The organism is Rothia sp. 88186D007BW, from assembly GCF_053544215.1.
Genome location: NZ_JBPPTR010000003.1, coordinates 136,352 through 151,674 on the forward strand (window position 1 = coordinate 136,352; position 15,323 = coordinate 151,674).

16 protein-coding genes and 1 pseudogene are annotated in these 15,323 nt (G+C 57.7%); 14 read left to right on the top strand and 3 right to left on the bottom strand.

Annotation, left to right across the window (positions count from 1 at the left end; all coding sequences use genetic code 11):
- Positions 1-56: 56 nt before the first annotated feature.
- Positions 57-716: pseudogene (lexA, locus tag ACEE09_RS02725) on the bottom strand (transcriptional repressor LexA); the annotation flags it as partial.
- Between the two features lie 275 nt (positions 717-991).
- Between lexA and ACEE09_RS02730 the strand changes: the two are divergent.
- The 6 genes from ACEE09_RS02730 to ACEE09_RS02755 all read left to right on the top strand — a co-directional run bounded on the left by ACEE09_RS02730 (position 992) and on the right by ACEE09_RS02755 (position 5,934).
- Positions 992-1,642 carry a LysM peptidoglycan-binding domain-containing protein gene (locus ACEE09_RS02730; RefSeq protein WP_449081849.1) on the top strand — a complete coding sequence of 217 codons (651 nt, stop codon included), beginning with the start codon at positions 992-994 and terminating at the stop codon, positions 1,640-1,642.
- 79 nt (positions 1,643-1,721) lie between these two features.
- Positions 1,722-2,831, top strand: a complete 1,110-nt coding sequence (locus ACEE09_RS02735; protein WP_449081851.1) for a histidinol-phosphate transaminase — start codon at positions 1,722-1,724, stop codon at positions 2,829-2,831.
- Between the two features lie 56 nt (positions 2,832-2,887).
- Positions 2,888-3,520, top strand: coding sequence for an imidazoleglycerol-phosphate dehydratase HisB (hisB, locus tag ACEE09_RS02740; protein ID WP_449081852.1), 633 nt, complete (start codon positions 2,888-2,890; stop codon positions 3,518-3,520).
- The gene (gene hisH, locus ACEE09_RS02745) at positions 3,520-4,200 is read left to right on the top strand and encodes an imidazole glycerol phosphate synthase subunit HisH (protein WP_449081853.1); all 681 of its coding nucleotides are present in this window, start codon (positions 3,520-3,522) and stop codon (positions 4,198-4,200) included. Before hisB ends, hisH begins: the two co-directional genes overlap by 1 nt.
- An 82-nt stretch (positions 4,201-4,282) precedes the next feature.
- On the top strand, positions 4,283-5,014 hold the full coding sequence (gene priA, locus ACEE09_RS02750; protein WP_449081855.1) for a bifunctional 1-(5-phosphoribosyl)-5-((5-phosphoribosylamino)methylideneamino)imidazole-4-carboxamide isomerase/phosphoribosylanthranilate isomerase PriA: 732 nt from the start codon (positions 4,283-4,285) through the stop codon (positions 5,012-5,014).
- Positions 5,014-5,934 (top strand): SseB family protein, encoded by a 921-nt coding sequence (locus tag ACEE09_RS02755; protein WP_449081857.1) that lies wholly within the window; start codon positions 5,014-5,016, stop codon positions 5,932-5,934. Before priA ends, ACEE09_RS02755 begins: the two co-directional genes overlap by 1 nt.
- Here ACEE09_RS02755 and ACEE09_RS02760 read toward each other — a convergent pair.
- Positions 5,931-6,248, bottom strand: coding sequence for a DUF1844 domain-containing protein (locus ACEE09_RS02760; RefSeq protein ID WP_449081916.1), 318 nt, complete (start codon positions 6,246-6,248; stop codon positions 5,931-5,933). The genes ACEE09_RS02755 and ACEE09_RS02760 overlap by 4 nt on opposite strands.
- Before the next feature lie 501 nt (positions 6,249-6,749).
- Between ACEE09_RS02760 and infC the strand changes: the two genes are divergently transcribed.
- From infC to rplT, 3 genes are all read left to right on the top strand, one after another.
- A complete protein-coding gene (infC, locus tag ACEE09_RS02765) occupies positions 6,750-7,373 on the top strand; it encodes a translation initiation factor IF-3 (protein WP_449081918.1) in 624 nt (207 codons plus the stop codon).
- Between the two features lie 204 nt (positions 7,374-7,577).
- The gene (gene rpmI / locus ACEE09_RS02770) at positions 7,578-7,772 is read left to right on the top strand and encodes a 50S ribosomal protein L35 (RefSeq protein WP_135011425.1); all 195 of its coding nucleotides are present in this window, start codon (positions 7,578-7,580) and stop codon (positions 7,770-7,772) included.
- Between the two features lie 123 nt (positions 7,773-7,895).
- Entirely contained in the window at positions 7,896-8,279 is a 384-nt protein-coding gene (gene rplT, locus ACEE09_RS02775) for a 50S ribosomal protein L20 (RefSeq protein ID WP_449081859.1), read from the top strand.
- A gap of 287 nt (positions 8,280-8,566) precedes the next feature.
- Here the strand turns inward: rplT and ACEE09_RS02780 are convergent, their stop codons facing one another.
- A complete protein-coding gene (locus tag ACEE09_RS02780; RefSeq protein WP_449081861.1) occupies positions 8,567-9,232 on the bottom strand; it encodes an NAD(P)H-dependent oxidoreductase in 666 nt (221 codons plus the stop codon).
- A 165-nt stretch (positions 9,233-9,397) separates the two neighbouring features.
- On the opposite strand from ACEE09_RS02780, the gene ACEE09_RS02785 reads away from it, so the two are divergent.
- From ACEE09_RS02785 to pheT, 5 genes are all read left to right on the top strand, one after another.
- Positions 9,398-10,333 (top strand): TrmH family RNA methyltransferase, encoded by a 936-nt coding sequence (locus ACEE09_RS02785; protein ID WP_449081863.1) that lies wholly within the window; start codon positions 9,398-9,400, stop codon positions 10,331-10,333.
- Positions 10,334-10,353: 20 nt separating this feature from the next.
- Positions 10,354-10,773: a (deoxy)nucleoside triphosphate pyrophosphohydrolase gene (locus tag ACEE09_RS02790; RefSeq protein WP_449081865.1), complete on the top strand. Its 420-nt coding sequence runs from the start codon at positions 10,354-10,356 to the stop codon at positions 10,771-10,773.
- Between the two features lie 102 nt (positions 10,774-10,875).
- Positions 10,876-11,400, top strand: a complete 525-nt coding sequence (locus ACEE09_RS02795) for a hypothetical protein (RefSeq protein ID WP_449081867.1) — start codon at positions 10,876-10,878, stop codon at positions 11,398-11,400.
- A gap of 208 nt (positions 11,401-11,608) precedes the next feature.
- Entirely contained in the window at positions 11,609-12,736 is a 1,128-nt protein-coding gene (gene pheS, locus ACEE09_RS02800; RefSeq protein WP_449081869.1) for a phenylalanine--tRNA ligase subunit alpha, read from the top strand.
- A 3-nt stretch (positions 12,737-12,739) separates the two neighbouring features.
- Complete coding sequence (pheT, locus tag ACEE09_RS02805) at positions 12,740-15,292, top strand: phenylalanine--tRNA ligase subunit beta (RefSeq protein WP_449081871.1); 2,553 nt, start codon at positions 12,740-12,742, stop codon at positions 15,290-15,292.
- Positions 15,293-15,323: the final 31 nt, after the last annotated feature.

Sequence of the window (15,323 nt, forward strand, 5' to 3'; positions counted from 1 at the left end):
CACGCCGTTTATAGTTTGGGCCGTTGATAGGCAACCCTGGTGATAAACAGGGCTGTTTATAGACTGCGCAGAACAGAGACGACTTTGCCCATGATGGTGGACTTATCACCCAAAATGGGCTCGTACTGAGTGTTCTGGGGCAGCAGCCAGGTGTGCCCGTCTCGCTGACGGAAGGTTTTGACGGTGGCTTCGTCATCGAGTAAGGCAGCGACAATATCACCGTTGTGTGCGGTGTTCTGGGCACGTACTACTACCCAGTCACCGTCGCAGATTGCAGCATCGACCATAGAATCACCCTTGACCCGCAGCATGAAGAGGTCGCCTTGACCTACTAGCTGGCGGGGGAGGGTCATCACATCTTCGATAGCCTGCTCAGCGGCGATGGGGGAACCTGCTGCGATTCGACCCACCAAGGGGACTGTTGCAAGGTTGTCATCAGTCTGTGCGAAGGTGGGCACAATCGGTAGGGTGATGACGTTGGTCTCTGGCTTGGCTTCTTCAGGTGAAGGTTCGCCGCTGAGAATTTCGATAGCGCGGGGGCGCTTGGAGTCGCGTCTGATATAGCCCATCTCTTCTAGGCGGGAGAGCTGGTGTGTGACTGATGAGAGTGAAGCTAAACCAACGATGTCACCAATTTCACGCATGGATGGCGGGTAGCCGTGCACCTCGATGGCGTTGGAGATGGCGTCCAAAATTTTTTTCTGGCGGGCAGTGAGGGGGCGAGAGCCCTTGTGGGGCGGGCTTGCCGGAGTCTGCGCAGTTCGTTCGCTCACGGTATCTCGTCTCTGTTGGTTCTTAAAATGTCAGCCACCCGGTGTTCACTATCAAGTGGTCTTCTAAGACTATGCCAAGCCAACAGCTTATTCAAACATTTGTTCTAATTTTTCTCGACTATGTTCGATTTTTCTGATAGAACATAGATATGAAGAAATCTTAGAACAAACATTCGACTTTCGGTTGAATGTTTGAGCGTGAATCAGGAGAAAGACTTATGAGCACCATCGCCTTGCCCGAGTTTATGGCTCGTACTTCTTTGAAGAAGCCCCTTGATCAGGCTGCTACTTTTACCATTAGCCAGGGGGCTCAGCCCGTAGCCTCAGCCGGAGCTCTGCGACAACCTCAATACCGTATTCGTTTTGCATCGCCCACCCCTGCGCACCGCGTACCTGCACGCCCCGCACCTACCCGCCCTGCACCTGAGACTGCTTCACGAGACCAATCTTCTTTATCTACCTCTTCTTCCCTGGCTCAGAAGCCTGCGGTGGCCACGGCGCCCCGGGGCCTTGCAGGGCCAGGTCACACAAAGGGCGTAAAACCTCAGAAGATTCGCCTCACCCGCCGCGGCCGTCTAGTGTTTAGAGGCCTACCACTTCTTACAATGCTGGCCCTGGTTATTCTGGGTGCCCTAACCCTGCTTGCGCCGGGGGAGGCTAAGAGCGCTACCGCCGATTCGGTGACGCCGGTGAGCCGTACAGTCACTGTGGTGCACGGGGATACTCTCTGGACGATTGCCGCAGATGTGGCACCAGAAGAAGATAACCGCGACGTCATCACCCGCATCATGAAGATTAACGATCTCACCAGCGCCCAGCTGGTACCTGGCCAGACCCTTGAGGTTCCTCTCTATCACCAGGGGCGATAAAGGTGATAAGGGGGGCGAGCCTATGTGCCAGGTGGCGCAAAAGAATGCAGGGCAAGGCCTAGGTCGGTACACTAGGGGAGTGACAGAAAATACCACAGCACTCCAAGCCCTGCCTCTGCGCGATGATTTGCGGGGCCGTTCGCCCTATGGCGCGCCCATGATTGATGTTCCGGTAACCCTAAATGTTAACGAGAACACCCACCCTATGCCGCAAGAAGTTATCGACGCCATCACCCGCGATGTAGCCCAGGCCGCTGCAACCCTGAACCGCTACCCCGATCGCGAATTCGATACCCTCAGGGCAGAACTGGCCGACTATCTAGGGCATGGCCTGACCCCTGAAAACATCTGGGCTGCGAACGGGTCTAACGAGATCCTTCAGCAGCTGATGCAGGTCTTCGGTGGCCCTGGCCGTTCGGTGATGAGTTTTGTGCCTACCTATTCCATGTATCCCCTGCTGGCAGATGGTACCAATACCGCTTTTATCGCCGGTACTCGTGCCGCCGATTACTCACTGAGCGCGGAATCAGCAGTTCAACAGGTCACTGAACATACGCCCTCCATCGTCATTCTCTGCTCACCCAATAACCCCACCGGCACAGGCCTGGGCTTGGATGTGATTGAAGCTGTCTACGATGCAGTAGCAGCCTACAACGGTATTGTTGTGGTCGATGAAGCCTACGCCGAATTCGCCCAAGACCGCACCCAGAACGCCCTGACCCTGCTACCTGGCCGCCCCAACCTGGTTGTTACCCGCACCATGAGCAAGGCCTTCGCCCTGGCAGGTGCCCGCCTGGGCTATTTTGCTGCTAATCCTGCCGTTGCGGACGCCGTTCGCCTGGTTCGCCTGCCCTACCACCTCTCTGCCGTCACCCAGGCAACAGCGGTTGCCGCTCTGCGCCACCGCACCCAGCTACTAGCTAACGTAGACGATATCCGCGCCCAGCGTGACCGTATCGTAGAGCACCTCACCGGCCTGAGCTTAGAACCGGCCGTGTCAGATTCCAACTTCGTCTTCTTTGGTGGGCTCAAAGACGAAAAAGCGGCCTGGAACTACCTGCTAGAGCGTGGCGTCCTTATTCGAGATAACGGTATCGCCGGTTACCTGCGTGTGACCGCTGGAACCGACACAGAAACCAGCGCTTTCTTAGAACACCTCACCGACTATATACAGACCTACGAGCGTTAAACGCCAGAGACATCCCTATAGAACCCCGGCAAAACTCCTCAGAAAAAGAGACAGACATGGCAGTATCTACTGAATCATCCACCGGCCTTGGCCCCCGTATTGCAAAGATGGAACGGGTGACCAGTGAGTCATCCGTGAGCGTCGAAATCAACCTCGATGGTACCGGCGTATCAGAGATCGATACCGGTGTCCCCTTCTACGATCACATGCTCACCGCCCTCTCAAAGCACTCCCTGATTGATATGACCATCAAGTGCACCGGCGATACACATATCGATGTGCACCACACTGTTGAAGACACCGGCATCGTGCTAGGTGAGGTGCTCCGCCAGGCACTAGGTGATAAGGCGGGTATCCGCCGCTTTGGCACTGCCACCGTGCCCCTGGATGAGGCGCTGGCCTCTGCTGTGGTCGATATTTCTGGCCGCCCCTACCTGGTGCACACCGGGGAGCCTGAAGGCTTCGAATACCACCTGATTGGTGGCCACTTCACCGGCTCAATGGTGCGTCACGTCTTTGAGGCCTTCGCCTACCACTCCGGAATTTGCCTGCACATCACCCTAGAGGGCGGGCGCGACCCCCACCATATCGCTGAGGCCCAGTTCAAGGCCCTGGCCCGTGCCCTCCGCCAGGCCGTTGAGCCAGACCCCCGCCACACCGGTATTCCCTCAACCAAGGGAGCCCTCTAATGAGCGAGGCTACAGGGCAGAAGCCTACTGTCACGGTTCTGGACTATGGGGCAGGGAATGTGCGCTCAGCCGTCCGCGCCCTTGAAGAAGCAGGGGCGCAGGTAGTGCTCTCCCGCAAGGAATCAGATGTGCTGGGAGCTGACGGTCTGGTCGTACCCGGTGTGGGTGCTTTTAAGGCTGTCATGGACGGGCTAAAAGAAGCAGACGCTATCCGCATGATCGGCAGACGTGTTGCTGGTGGACGCCCCGTGCTTGGTATTTGCGTGGGCTTACAAGTCATGTTCGAAAAAGGTGTAGAGCACGGTGTTGAGACTGATGGCCTGGGCGAGTGGCCCGGTACCGTTGAAAAGCTCAAAGCTGAGGTCGTACCGCACATGGGCTGGAATACTGTGCGCGCCCCTGAAGGGTCACAGCTCTTTGCCGGTATCGAGAATGAGCGCTTCTACTTTGTGCACTCCTATGGGGTGCAAGAGTGGGCTTTTGACCAGAATAACGAGGCTATGCTCCCGCCCCAGGTCACCTGGGCTAACCATGGTGGTGACTTCATCGCCGCAGTTGAAAATGGGCCCTTGAGTGCAACCCAGTTCCACCCTGAAAAGTCTGGCGAAGCCGGTATCCGCCTGCTTAAGAACTGGATTACTTCCCTGCCGATTACCGGGCGTTTGGGCCAGGCCCAGTAGGGTGTATGGGCTGAAACTTCTGGCCTGCTACCCATTACTTTCAATCTAGATTTTTACTTCCACAACTTCCAAGGAGATAACAATGACTGACCGCCTCGAACTGCTACCGGCAGTTGATGTAGCTAACGGCCAGGCCGTGCGCCTGGTCCAGGGCGAAGCTGGCTCAGAAACCAACTACGGTTCCCCCGTTGAAGCAGCCCTAGAGTGGCAGAATGCCGGTGCTGAATGGTTGCACCTGGTTGATCTGGATGCTGCCTTTGGCCGAGGCGATAACATCGACATTCTCACTGAGGTGGCCCAGGAGCTCACCATCAAGATTGAAATGTCTGGCGGTATTCGCGACGACGAGTCACTAGAGCGGGCTCTCTCCCTTAACCCTGCTCGCATTAACCTAGGAACTGCCGCCCTAGAAAACCCCGAGTGGACCCGTAAAGTCATTGCCGAGCACGGCGACATTATTGCTGTTGGCCTGGATGTGCGCGGTGACGTACTGGCTGCCCGCGGCTGGACTAAGGAAGGCGGCAACCTCTGGGAGGTGCTTGACCGCCTGAATGAGGACGGCTGCGCCCGCTACGTTGTCACTGACGTAACCAAGGACGGCACCTTGCAGGGCCCCAACCTGGAACTGCTGCGCAAGGTTGCTGAGCGCACCGATAAGCCGGTGGTTGCCTCTGGCGGCATCGCTACCCTAGATGATATTGCGGCTTTGCGGACCATGGTGCCTTATGGTGTTGAGGGTGCTATTACCGGTAAGGCTCTTTACGCTGGCCAGTTCACCTTGGCTCAGGCCCTAGATGTTGCAGGCCGTCCCTAGTGGCAGATTTTTCTGACCGGGTGCACCGGGCTCATACTCATGGGCACGGTCACCCTGGTAACCCCAGTGCACCACGCCGCCAGTTGCCTGCCCATATTGCTGCCCAGTTGGCGTCCGCTGGCCAAAAAAATGATACGGGCGGTCAGCCTTGGGAGGGGCGCAACCTGGGGGAGGGCACTAGCCATACCCACCAGTTCCCTGGCGATGATGGTACTACTGACCCTGCCTTGCTGAGAGCCTTTGAGGCTTTTGCAGCGGGTGAGGTTGATGAAGTAGCTGTGGTTGATGCTCTGCGCTCTGTGCGTATTTTTGCCCCTGTGGTTGCCCAGTTGTCTCAGGCTGAGATTACTGAGCAGGGTTTGGTCTCAGATAAAGAGTCAGAGATGGCTTTGGTGAGTATTCAGGCACCGGACGGGCGCCGTGCCCTGCCTGTTTTCACTCATGTAGATGCGCTCACTAGGTGGCATGATATGGCCCGCCCGGTTGCCGCAGATATGCGTAAAACTGCCCTGTCTGCTGTGGAAGATGAGAACCAGCTTATTGTGGTGGACCCTGGGGCCGATCTAACCTTTGTACTGCGCCGCCCGGCCTTTTGGGCGATTGCTAAGGGTGAGCCCTGGGTGCCTTCTTACCGTAACTCTCAGGTTGCTCAGGAATTGAGGAACATTGCTGCGCCTATATCTGCGGTGGTGGCGGTTGAGGCAGCCCCTGGCAGCGGCGTCTATTCGCAGACTGCGGGCGGACGCCTGCTGGCAGGGGGCGGTCACGGGCCGGAGCTGAAAATTATGCTCACTCTTCGCCCTGGCCTCACGCAGGAGCAGGTTAACCAGACTGTGCGTACTTTTCAGGAGGGGCTTGCCCTTAACCGGGTGGTTGCTGAGCAGGTTGATTCTGTGCAGATTGCTTTAGCGTCGGCTTAGAATACTGGGCCGGTGAATTTTTCGCCGGGGCCCTTGCCGGGGGCATCCGGGTAGGGGGAGGCCTCGCGGAAGGCTAACTGTAAGGAGCGTAGCCCATCGCGTAGGGGAGCTGCGTGTTGTGAGCCGATTTCTGGGGCGGAGGCGATGACGAAACCTGCCAGGGCGGTGATGAGTTTGCGGGCTTCATCGAGATCTTTGAGTTCGTCGGCGTTCTCTTCGGCTGCTAGCCCGCATTTGACGGCGGCGGCGCTCATAAGGTGAACAGCGGCGGTGGTGATTACCTCAACCGCAGGGACCTCGGCAATATCTCGCATCTGGGCGTTGATTTCTTCAACCTCTTCAGCAGTTACACCATCGGGTAGCTGCTTGCTCTGGTGGGAGGGTTCTTCAAAACGGTAGCTGGTTTCCTTGCTCATGTTTACTAGAATCTCACATCAACCCTACCCAGTGTGAATTACTCGTCACAGTTACCCTGGCTCCTGGCGTCCGCCTCTGAGAAAGAGGGGTGAAACCCTTGTATTTGCGCGCCTTATCCAGTAATGTTAAATGCTGTTTGCAAGTGGAACTTATATTCCCACCCGATGTTGCTAGTTTTGGCGACCGGGTCAGCACCCAGGCTTCCGTAAGGGAGACGAGAGGGAAAGCTACGCCGTATGTTGGCGTGCCTGCCCCCTTGTTCTGGGTAGGTAACTGAAGCCTCCGCTTGCCAAGCCGCAACCGGGGGCTTTTTTCAACCCCCACAGAAATTCACGGGGGACACCCCCGCCACAAGCAACAGGAGCTTTGTCATTAGCGATCCACGCATCAACGACCGCATTCGCGTCCCGGAAGTTCGACTCGTCGGCCCCGGCGGTGAACAGGTCGGTATTGTCCGCGTAGAAGATGCACTGCGTCTTGCTCAGGAATCTGACCTCGACCTGGTTGAGGTTGCTCCTAACGCTAAGCCGCCTGTGTGTAAGCTTATGGACTTCGGTAAGTACAAGTATGAAGCCGCAGTCAAGGCACGTGAATCTCGAAAGAAGCAGGTTAATGCTTCTTTGAAGGAAATCCGTTTCCGCCTCAAAATTGACACCCATGACTACGAAACCAAGGTAGGGCACGCACGTCGTTTCCTTTCCGGCGGTGACAAGGTCAAGGCTATGATTCAGTTCCGTGGTCGTGAACAGCAGCGCCCCGAGATGGGTGTGCGCCTGCTTGAACGCATGGCAAACGACCTCACCGAGGTTGGTACTGTAGAGTCCAACCCCCGTGTTGATGGCCGTAACATGGTGATGGTTCTTGCTCCGCTGCGCGGTAAGCAGGAGGCCCGCCGTGAAAGCCAGAAGTCAGGTGGCCGCAAGGGTCGCGAACGCGTCAACACCACTGAGGCAACCCCTGTGACTAATTCCCTGGCAGATGCAATGCCTGCGGAACTTAAGGCACAGGCGTCAGCCGAATAGGAGCTGTTTAGACACCAGGCGCGGGCTCGTGTAGGGTTTCGTGCTTGGTCGTCGTTCGCTCTGCCGCTGTTCTTACTGAAAAGTAAGGACGTCGGTGGGCGGGCAGAACACCCTTAAAACTTCCCCGCATCTGTGGGGTTGTTGAGTTTTTCAGTTCCTTTCCCCGCAACCGGGGTGAGGGTAGAACGTAAGGAGAATCGGCTCATGCCGAAGCAGAAGACCCACTCTGGTGCTAAGAAGCGCTTCAAGCTCACCGGTACTGGCAAGGTTAAGCGCCAGCAGGCCAACCGCCGCCACTACCTGGAGCACAAGTCCTCCCGTCTGACCCGTCGTCTGGCTTCTGACCAGATTGTAACCGGCGGCCAGGCTAAGGTCATCAAGAAGATGCTGGGCAAGTAAGCTCACTTTCTCTTGAAGCTTCGCCCTTGTGATGAGGGCGCACCAAAAGTAGATATTTTCTCTCCTGCACCAGCGCTTAGAATTTTGTGAAGCTGGGTAGGACATAGACGTTAGGAGACACACGTGGCACGTGTGAAGCGCGCGGTTAACGCGCACAAGAAGCGCCGAGTAATCCTTGATCGTGCATCAGGCTACCGTGGCCAGCGTTCACGCCTTTACCGTAAGGCTAAAGAACAGGTCATTCACTCACTGGTTTACAGCTACGACCACCGTCGTAAGAAGAAGGGTGACTTCCGTCGCCTGTGGATTCAGCGCATCAACGCAGCTGCACGCGCTGAGGGCCTGACTTACAACCGCTTCATCCAGGGCCTGAAGGCTGCTGAGGTTGAGGTTGACCGTCGTATGCTGGCTGAGCTGGCTGTTAACGAGCCTGCTGCTTTCTCAGCTCTGGTTGAAATCGCTAAGAACAACCTGCCTGAGGACACTTCAGCTCCCAAGGCTGCCTAAGCTCTTTTAGGTCTGTCTTTCCCTAACTAACTGTTGGGGTGCGGACGCCGCCTCCCACTTTCCTGCCGCTGGGCAGGGGAGCGGGAGGCTGCGTCCTTTTTGTTGTGGTCTTACTGGGCTGGAGCGTCGGGTTGGGGCGTCGGACGGGAGGAGCGGGGCTGGGCGCACAGTGAACGTCCACCAGACTCTCGCGGTGTCTGCGCCTATAGTGGGCACAGTGAGAGTTCGGTGGGCGGACGGCGACCGGGTGGGCTTATCGTCGCTCCTTGAAGTTCCAAGGGAACTGGTTACTCCACCCAGGTGATGACCTCTTCGGCGGGTTTGCGGGTCTGGGGCCAGGGTAGTTCTTCGGCGCGGTAGCCCAGGGCCAGCATGGTAACGATGCCTTCGGTGGCGGGGTCAATGATGCCGTGCTCGGCTAGGAGTGCGTTGGCTTTCTCTGGGTTGAACCCTTCGATGGGGCAGGAGTCGAGGCCGATGAGGGCGGCTGCGCTCATCATGTTGCCCAGGGCGATGTAGGTTTGTTTGGCGGACCAGTCGAAGAGGGCGCGGTCGGTGGTGAGGCCCATGTCGTCTAGTTGGAAGGTTTTGTAGGTTTCGAGGGCCTTGGCGTGGGCCTCCGGGGTGAGATTTCGGGAGGCTAGGGAGCCTTGCATGTGGGGGCCATCGTGCTGCATGTTGCGCTTGGCAAGGAGCAGGATGAAGTGGCTTGCCCCGTCTAGTTGGCGGGCTGCACCCCAGCTGAAGGGCTTGAGGGCTTCACGAATTTCGGGGTTTTGCAGGACGACGAAGCGCCAGCCTTGTGCGCCGACGGAGCTGGGGGAGAGGCGGGCGACTTCGAGAATGTAGTTGATGTCGTCCTTGCTGATTTTCTTCTCGGGGTCGAAGAACTTGATGGCGCGGCGGCGGTGGGCTGCGTCAAGGACGAGCTGCTTAATGTTTTGGTTCTGCATGGGATGTTCCTTGAATTGTTGGGGGTATGGCTTGTTGCTCAATAAACAGGGTATCGGTTTTATTCCTTGCCTGGGTAGGCATATGGTTGATTCGTTCACTGCTTAGGGCAGGCGCGGGGTGGTTCGGTGGTATGAGATAAACCTAGCCGTGAGACAATAGAGCCTATGGATTTCAAAGAACGCCTCAGCACCCCCGTCATCATGGAAAACCCTCAGGCAGACCGTGTTAAAGATATTGCCAAGCTTGCCACTCGGGCAGCCCGCACTAAGACTGGGCATTTCCTGGTGGAGGGGCCGCAGGCCGTCCGCGAAGCTCTTAAGGCTCACCAGGTTAAGCCCTTGCTTGATGCTGTTTACATTACTGAGCGTGCTTTTGAGCGGCACCCTGATATTGCTGACCTGCTTGAAGAGGTCTATGGCAGCCCCACCCCGGAGGCTGGGCGTAAGGTCTTCATGCGTATGGTCACCGAGCCGGTGCTTGCGGCGATGGCTGAGTCTGTTAGCCCTCAGGGTATTGTTGCTGTTGCTTTCCAGAATGATATTGCCCCCTCTGATATTTGGGGTGAGGGCGCTATTAACCCTAAGCTTATTGCTGTGCTTACCCGTGTGCAGGATCCGGGTAATGCTGGCACTATTCTGCGTGCGGCGGACGCTGCCGGTGCTGACTTGATTGTTACCACCAAGGGGTCTGTGGATCTTTATAACCCTAAGGCTGTGCGATCTACCGCCGGTTCTCTCTTCCATGTGCCCGTGATCCAGGGTATTGATCTTGAAGATTTTGCTGAGGACGCCAAGGCCCAGGGCATTGGTGTGCTTGCGGCGGATGGCTATGGCCGTGTTTCTCTTGATGACTTGCAGGATGCCGCTTTTGCCTTGCGTAACGGTGTTGAGCCTCGCAAGAAGGTTAAGTATGACCTGGCTAAGCCCACCATGTGGCTCTTTGGGAATGAGGCTGCGGGTCTAAATGATGAAGAGAAGGCTGCTGCTTCTTTGCGTGTGGCTGTTCCTTTGCGTGGGGCTGCTGAGTCGTTGAATGTTGGTATGGCTGCTGGTGTGTGTCTCTTCGCTTCCTCTTTGGCTCAGAACCGTAAGGGCGACTAGTGGGGGAGGGCGCCGCTGCTGTGTACCCGGTGCAGGTGGTTGGGGCAGCTATTGTTGATTCCTTGGCTGCCCCTACCCGCCTGTTGGTGGGCCAGCGTTCTGCTCCGCCTGCGCTGGCGGGCCTCTGGGAGTTTCCTGGTGGCAAGGTTGAGCCCGGTGAAGCTTGTGAGGATGCCTTGCTGCGCGAGCTTCGTGAAGAACTCGGCATTATTGCTAGGCTCGGTGTTGAAATCACCGGCCCTCACCCCCAGGGCTGGGTGCTGAACGAGAAGGCGGCTATGCGGGTTTGGTTTGCAGAAATTGCGGACGGACGTGCCACCGCCTTGCAAGATCATTCTGAGTTGCGCTGGGTTCCGCTTGATGCCACAGCGTTGGAGCTGCCCTGGATTCCTGCTGATTTTCCTATTGTGGAGGAGATCTTGGCGGGCGTCCGCGCGTAATTTTGGGGTAAATATTCTCTCTCTGCTGAAAAGGGGTAGGTCAGGCTACGTCTAAGCGGTAGAATTAGTATGCACACTTTTTATTTTTGAAAGGCATAGAAGATGACTCAGTCACCTAACCCCAATGAATACCAGGCACCTGTCAACGCTCAAGGTGCACCCGTAAGCCCTAACGTCCAGCCTGGTTTCGACAACACCGGGTACGGCCAGCAGCCTGTAGCTCCTGACGCTGAACAGAAGCACAGCCGCTCACAGGCAGTTCTTTTAGCTACTGCTGTCGTCTATCTCCTGACCCAGTTGCTGAACTACTTCTTCACCCCCGAGGTCATTGATGTTTATGGTGAGCAGGTTGTTGTTGAAAAGAACCCCCTGCTGAGCGTAGTAAGTACGCTCATTGGTCTGGGTCTCTTTGCCCTGGTCTACGGCCTGATGGCTAAGTACAAGAAGGCCGGCCGTATCCTTGGCTACATCTTTGCCGCTATCGGTATTATCGGCGCTATCTGGCTCCTCATTGGTTCTTTGGTCTTCGCCCCCATCCTGGTAGTGGCTTACCTGCTGTGGATTGTGCTGGCCATTGTCTGGATTGTCGTCGTCTCTAACAAGTCAGTATCTTCCATCCTGCGCTAATCGCTAGCGACTACAACCCCAATGGGCCCTCCGGCAAAAGCCAGAGGGCCCATTCTTGTAAAAAGATTGTGGAGCCTGGGTAGCGAGTCCGCGGAGCTCACAAGGTAGACAAGGCCAGCACCTACCGCGCATTTGCACTAAACTAGTGTCTTGATGCCATGGGCGCGCATCAGCGCCCGTTACGCCCACAATGTGAAGAGAAGTGCACATGACTGATTCTTTGCCCGAGGTGCCTGAGAACCCCACACCCTTCCAGGTGCTGGCTAACATTCGCGCCATTCTAGAAAAAGACCCCGAGAACGGTCTTGAAACCGTCCGCGAGGCCTTCACCGCCGAATTTGAGCGCGCCCAGAAGGAAATCGCTGAGAAAACCGCTGACTTTGAAGAGCTCAAGCGCGTGCGCCTGGACTTCACCGGCGATAAGGCCAGCTTCACCCTAGCCAATAAGCAGATGCGCGATTTGCGCAAGGAGCACAAGGCTGAGGTCGGTAAGCTCATGGGCCAGGCGCGCGGACGCCTGACCAAGGCCCTTGAAGCACGCAACGCCCAGCTGGAAGAAGAGCGCGATGCCCGCATCCTAGTTGAAGAAGCAGTGGACGTCACCGCCCACACTCCTCGCCGCCGCATCGGCGGGCGCCACCCCATCAGCGTCCTACAGGAACAGATGTGCGATATCTTCGTGGGTATGGGCTGGGAGATTGCAGACGGCCCCGAACTCGAATCAGAGTGGTACAACTTCGACTCACTGAACTTCAAGCCTGACCATCCGGCGCGTGAACTGCAAGACACTTTCTTTGTGGAGCCCACCAGCGCCCACCTGATGCTCCGCACCCACACCTCACCGGTGCAGATGCGTTCCTTGCTTTCCCGCGATGTGCCCCTCTACGTGGTCTGCCCCGGCCAGGTCTACCGCACCGATGAGCTCGATGCCACCCATACCCCGGTCTTCCACCAGATTGAGGGCCTGGCGGTTGATAAGGGCCTGACCATGGCTGACCTTAAAGGCACCCTAGAGCACATGGCCCGTGCCATGTTCGGCGAAGAAGCCAAGATTCGCCTGCGCCCCAACTACTTCCCCTTCACTGAGCCTTCTGCCGAGCTAGATGTCTGGCACCCGGACGCTAAGGGCGGCCCCCGCTGGATCGAGTGGGGTGGCTGCGGTATGGTCAACCCCAACGTGCTACGAGCAGCCGGTGTTGACCCCGAAGTTTACTCAGGTTTCGCTTTTGGTATGGGCATCGAACGTACCCTCATGTTCCGCAACGGCGTCCAAGATATGCGCGACATGATTGAAGGCGACGTCCGTTTCTCACAGCAGTTCAAGATGGAGATCTAACCCATGCGCGTACCCCTTTCCTGGCTGCGTGAATACGCACCCGTCCCGGCCGACGCAAGCGCCGAAGATGTCATGGCAACCCTGGTAAAGGTTGGCCTTGAAGAAGAAGACGTTCACCGCCCCACCGACGAGCTAACCGGCCCCATCGTGGTGGGCCAGGTGCTCTCCATGGAGCCTGAAACCCATTCCAACGGTAAAACCGTTAACTGGTGCCAGGTGCGCGTTGTGCCTGAGGGCCAGCAGCAGACCCTGACCGGTAAGGGCATTGAAGAGTCCGGTGTGCAGGGCATTATCTGCGGCGCCCACAACTTCAAGCCTGGGGACAAGGTTGTAGTGACCCTGCCCGGTGCTGTGCTGCCTGGCGGTTTCGCTATCACCGCCCGCAAGACCTACGGTCATAAGTCAGCCGGTATGATTGCCTCCGTCAAGGAGCTAGGTATCGGTGAAGACCAGGGCGGTATTCTGGTGCTCTCCACCCTGGGGCTTGACCCTGAGGTTGGCACCGATGCCATGGAGCTACTCGGCCTCTATGATGAGGCAGCTGAGGTCAACGTGACCCCTGATCGTGGTTACGGCTTCTCCATTCGTGGTATCGCCCGCGAGTACTGCCACGCCACCGGCAACGATTTCGAGGACTTTGTTCTTGATCTGGCCGCTAAGGCACCTGCTGCCAACGACTCTGGTGTGCCCGTCACCCTCACCGACTCAGCCCCCATCCACGGTAAGGACGGGGCCACCCGCTTTGTGGCCCGCTCGGTCAGTGGCGTGGACGCAACCGCCCCTGTGCCCACCTGGATGTCCTCCCGCCTGCGCCTGGCGGGCGTCCGCTCCGTCTCCTTGCCGGTTGATATCTCTAACTACGTCATGCTTGAGACCGGCCAGCCCCTGCACTTCTATGATGCAGATAAGCTGGCAGGTGGCATCACCGTGCGCCGGGCAGAGGCTGGCGAGAAGCTCACCACCCTGGATGAGAAGGAACGCGAGCTCAACACCGAAGACCTGCTCATTACCGATGAGTCCGGCCCTATTGGCCTGGCTGGTGTGATGGGTGGGGCCTCCACTGAGGTCACTGACTCAACTACCCGCATCGTCATTGAAGCAGCCCGCTTCGATGAGGTTTCTATCGCCCGCACCGCCCGCCGCCACAAGCTCTCATCTGAGGCCTCCAAGCGTTTTGAGCGTGGTGTTGACCCCCAGATTCAGGCCGCTGCGGCCCAGCGCGCCGTTGACCTGCTGGTTGAACTAGCCGGTGCCAGCGCCGATGAGGGCGTAACGGACGCCGGTGGCAGCTTTACCCCCACCGTCATCTCCCTGCCCGCTGACTACACCGCAGGCCGTATCGGCATCGACTACACCCAGGAGCAAATCGTTGGTTCCCTGGAACAGATTGGTGCCAGCGTTGAGGTAGCTGAGGGCTCCTACGAGGTCACTGTTCCCTCCTGGCGCACCGACCTGGGCGCTAAGGAAGACCTGACTGAGGAAGTCGCCCGATTGGTCGGCTACGACCTGATTCCCTCCACCTTGCCTGTGGCCCCTCCTGGGCGCGGCTACACTGTCGAGCAGACCTTGCGCCGCCGGGCCCTGAACGCCCTGGCAGCCTCCGGTTTGACCGAGGTCTTTGCCTACCCCTTCGTCTCTGATGAAGATAACAACCTCTGGGCAAGCCCTATCGCCGGTGAGAAGGTGGACTCTATCCGCCTAGTTAACCCCATCTCATCCGCCCAGGGCTGGATGCGCCGCTCCCTACTGCCGGGCTTGACCGACGTTCTTTCCCGCAACCTCTCCCGCGGATTCAAGAACCTAGCCATCTACGAGACCGGCTCCGTCTTTATCCCCGGCACCCAGCTAGGTTCAGCCTCCATTCCCGGCCTGGGCGTCAAACCTGCCGATGAGGTACTAGCTGACCTGAATGCTGGCATCCCTGAGCAGCCCCGCCACATTGCCGGTCTTTTTGCTGGTGCTGAGCATGAAGAAACTCCGGGTGTGAGCGCTCGCGCCTTTGACTGGCGCGATGCCCTAGATTCTGTTCTGTTGGTTGCTGATGCTGCTGGCGTGAAGCTCACGGTTGAAAATGGTGAGCATCAGGCCTTCCACCCTGGCCGCACCGCCGTGTTGAAGGACGCTGCCGGTGAGGTTATCGCCTACGCCGGTGAGCTACACCCCAAGCTCCTGGCTAAGCTGAATCTGCCTGAGCGCACCAGTGCCTTTGAGCTCAACTTCACTGCCCTGATTGCTCAGGCTGGTGAGGCTGTGCAGGCTACCGGTATTTCTGGCTACCCGGCTGCTAACCAGGACGTTGCCCTGGTTGTTGATGCTAAGGTTCCTGCCGCGGATCTTGCTGCCGCCCTGGTAGAGGGCGCGGGCCAGCTGCTTGAGGACGTCCGCGTCTTTGATGACTACCGCGGCATCGGCATTGAAGAGGGCAAGAAGTCTCTAGCCTTTGCCTTGCGTTTCCGTGCAACTGACCGCACCCTCACCGCCGATGAGGCCTCTGAGGTTCGTGAGGCTGGTGTGGCCCTGGCCGCCGAGCGTTTCGGCGCGGTTCAGCGTGCTTAGAGGCATTAAAGCCTGGTAATAGCTAAGTGGG

Coding starts and splice junctions, on each gene's coding strand:
- ACEE09_RS02730 (WP_449081849.1), top strand. CDS start 992: ATGAGCACCATCGCCTTGCCCGAGTTTATGGCTCGTACTTCTTTGAAG.
- hisB (WP_449081852.1), top strand. CDS start 2,888: ATGGCAGTATCTACTGAATCATCCACCGGCCTTGGCCCCCGTATTGCA.
- hisH (WP_449081853.1), top strand. CDS start 3,520: ATGAGCGAGGCTACAGGGCAGAAGCCTACTGTCACGGTTCTGGACTAT.
- priA (WP_449081855.1), top strand. CDS start 4,283: ATGACTGACCGCCTCGAACTGCTACCGGCAGTTGATGTAGCTAACGGC.
- ACEE09_RS02760 (WP_449081916.1), bottom strand. CDS start 6,248: ATGCGAGATATTGCCGAGGTCCCTGCGGTTGAGGTAATCACCACCGCC.
- rpmI (WP_135011425.1), top strand. CDS start 7,578: ATGCCGAAGCAGAAGACCCACTCTGGTGCTAAGAAGCGCTTCAAGCTC.
- ACEE09_RS02780 (WP_449081861.1), bottom strand. CDS start 9,232: ATGCAGAACCAAAACATTAAGCAGCTCGTCCTTGACGCAGCCCACCGC.
- ACEE09_RS02785 (WP_449081863.1), top strand. CDS start 9,398: ATGGATTTCAAAGAACGCCTCAGCACCCCCGTCATCATGGAAAACCCT.
- ACEE09_RS02795 (WP_449081867.1), top strand. CDS start 10,876: ATGACTCAGTCACCTAACCCCAATGAATACCAGGCACCTGTCAACGCT.
- pheS (WP_449081869.1), top strand. CDS start 11,609: ATGACTGATTCTTTGCCCGAGGTGCCTGAGAACCCCACACCCTTCCAG.
- pheT (WP_449081871.1), top strand. CDS start 12,740: ATGCGCGTACCCCTTTCCTGGCTGCGTGAATACGCACCCGTCCCGGCC.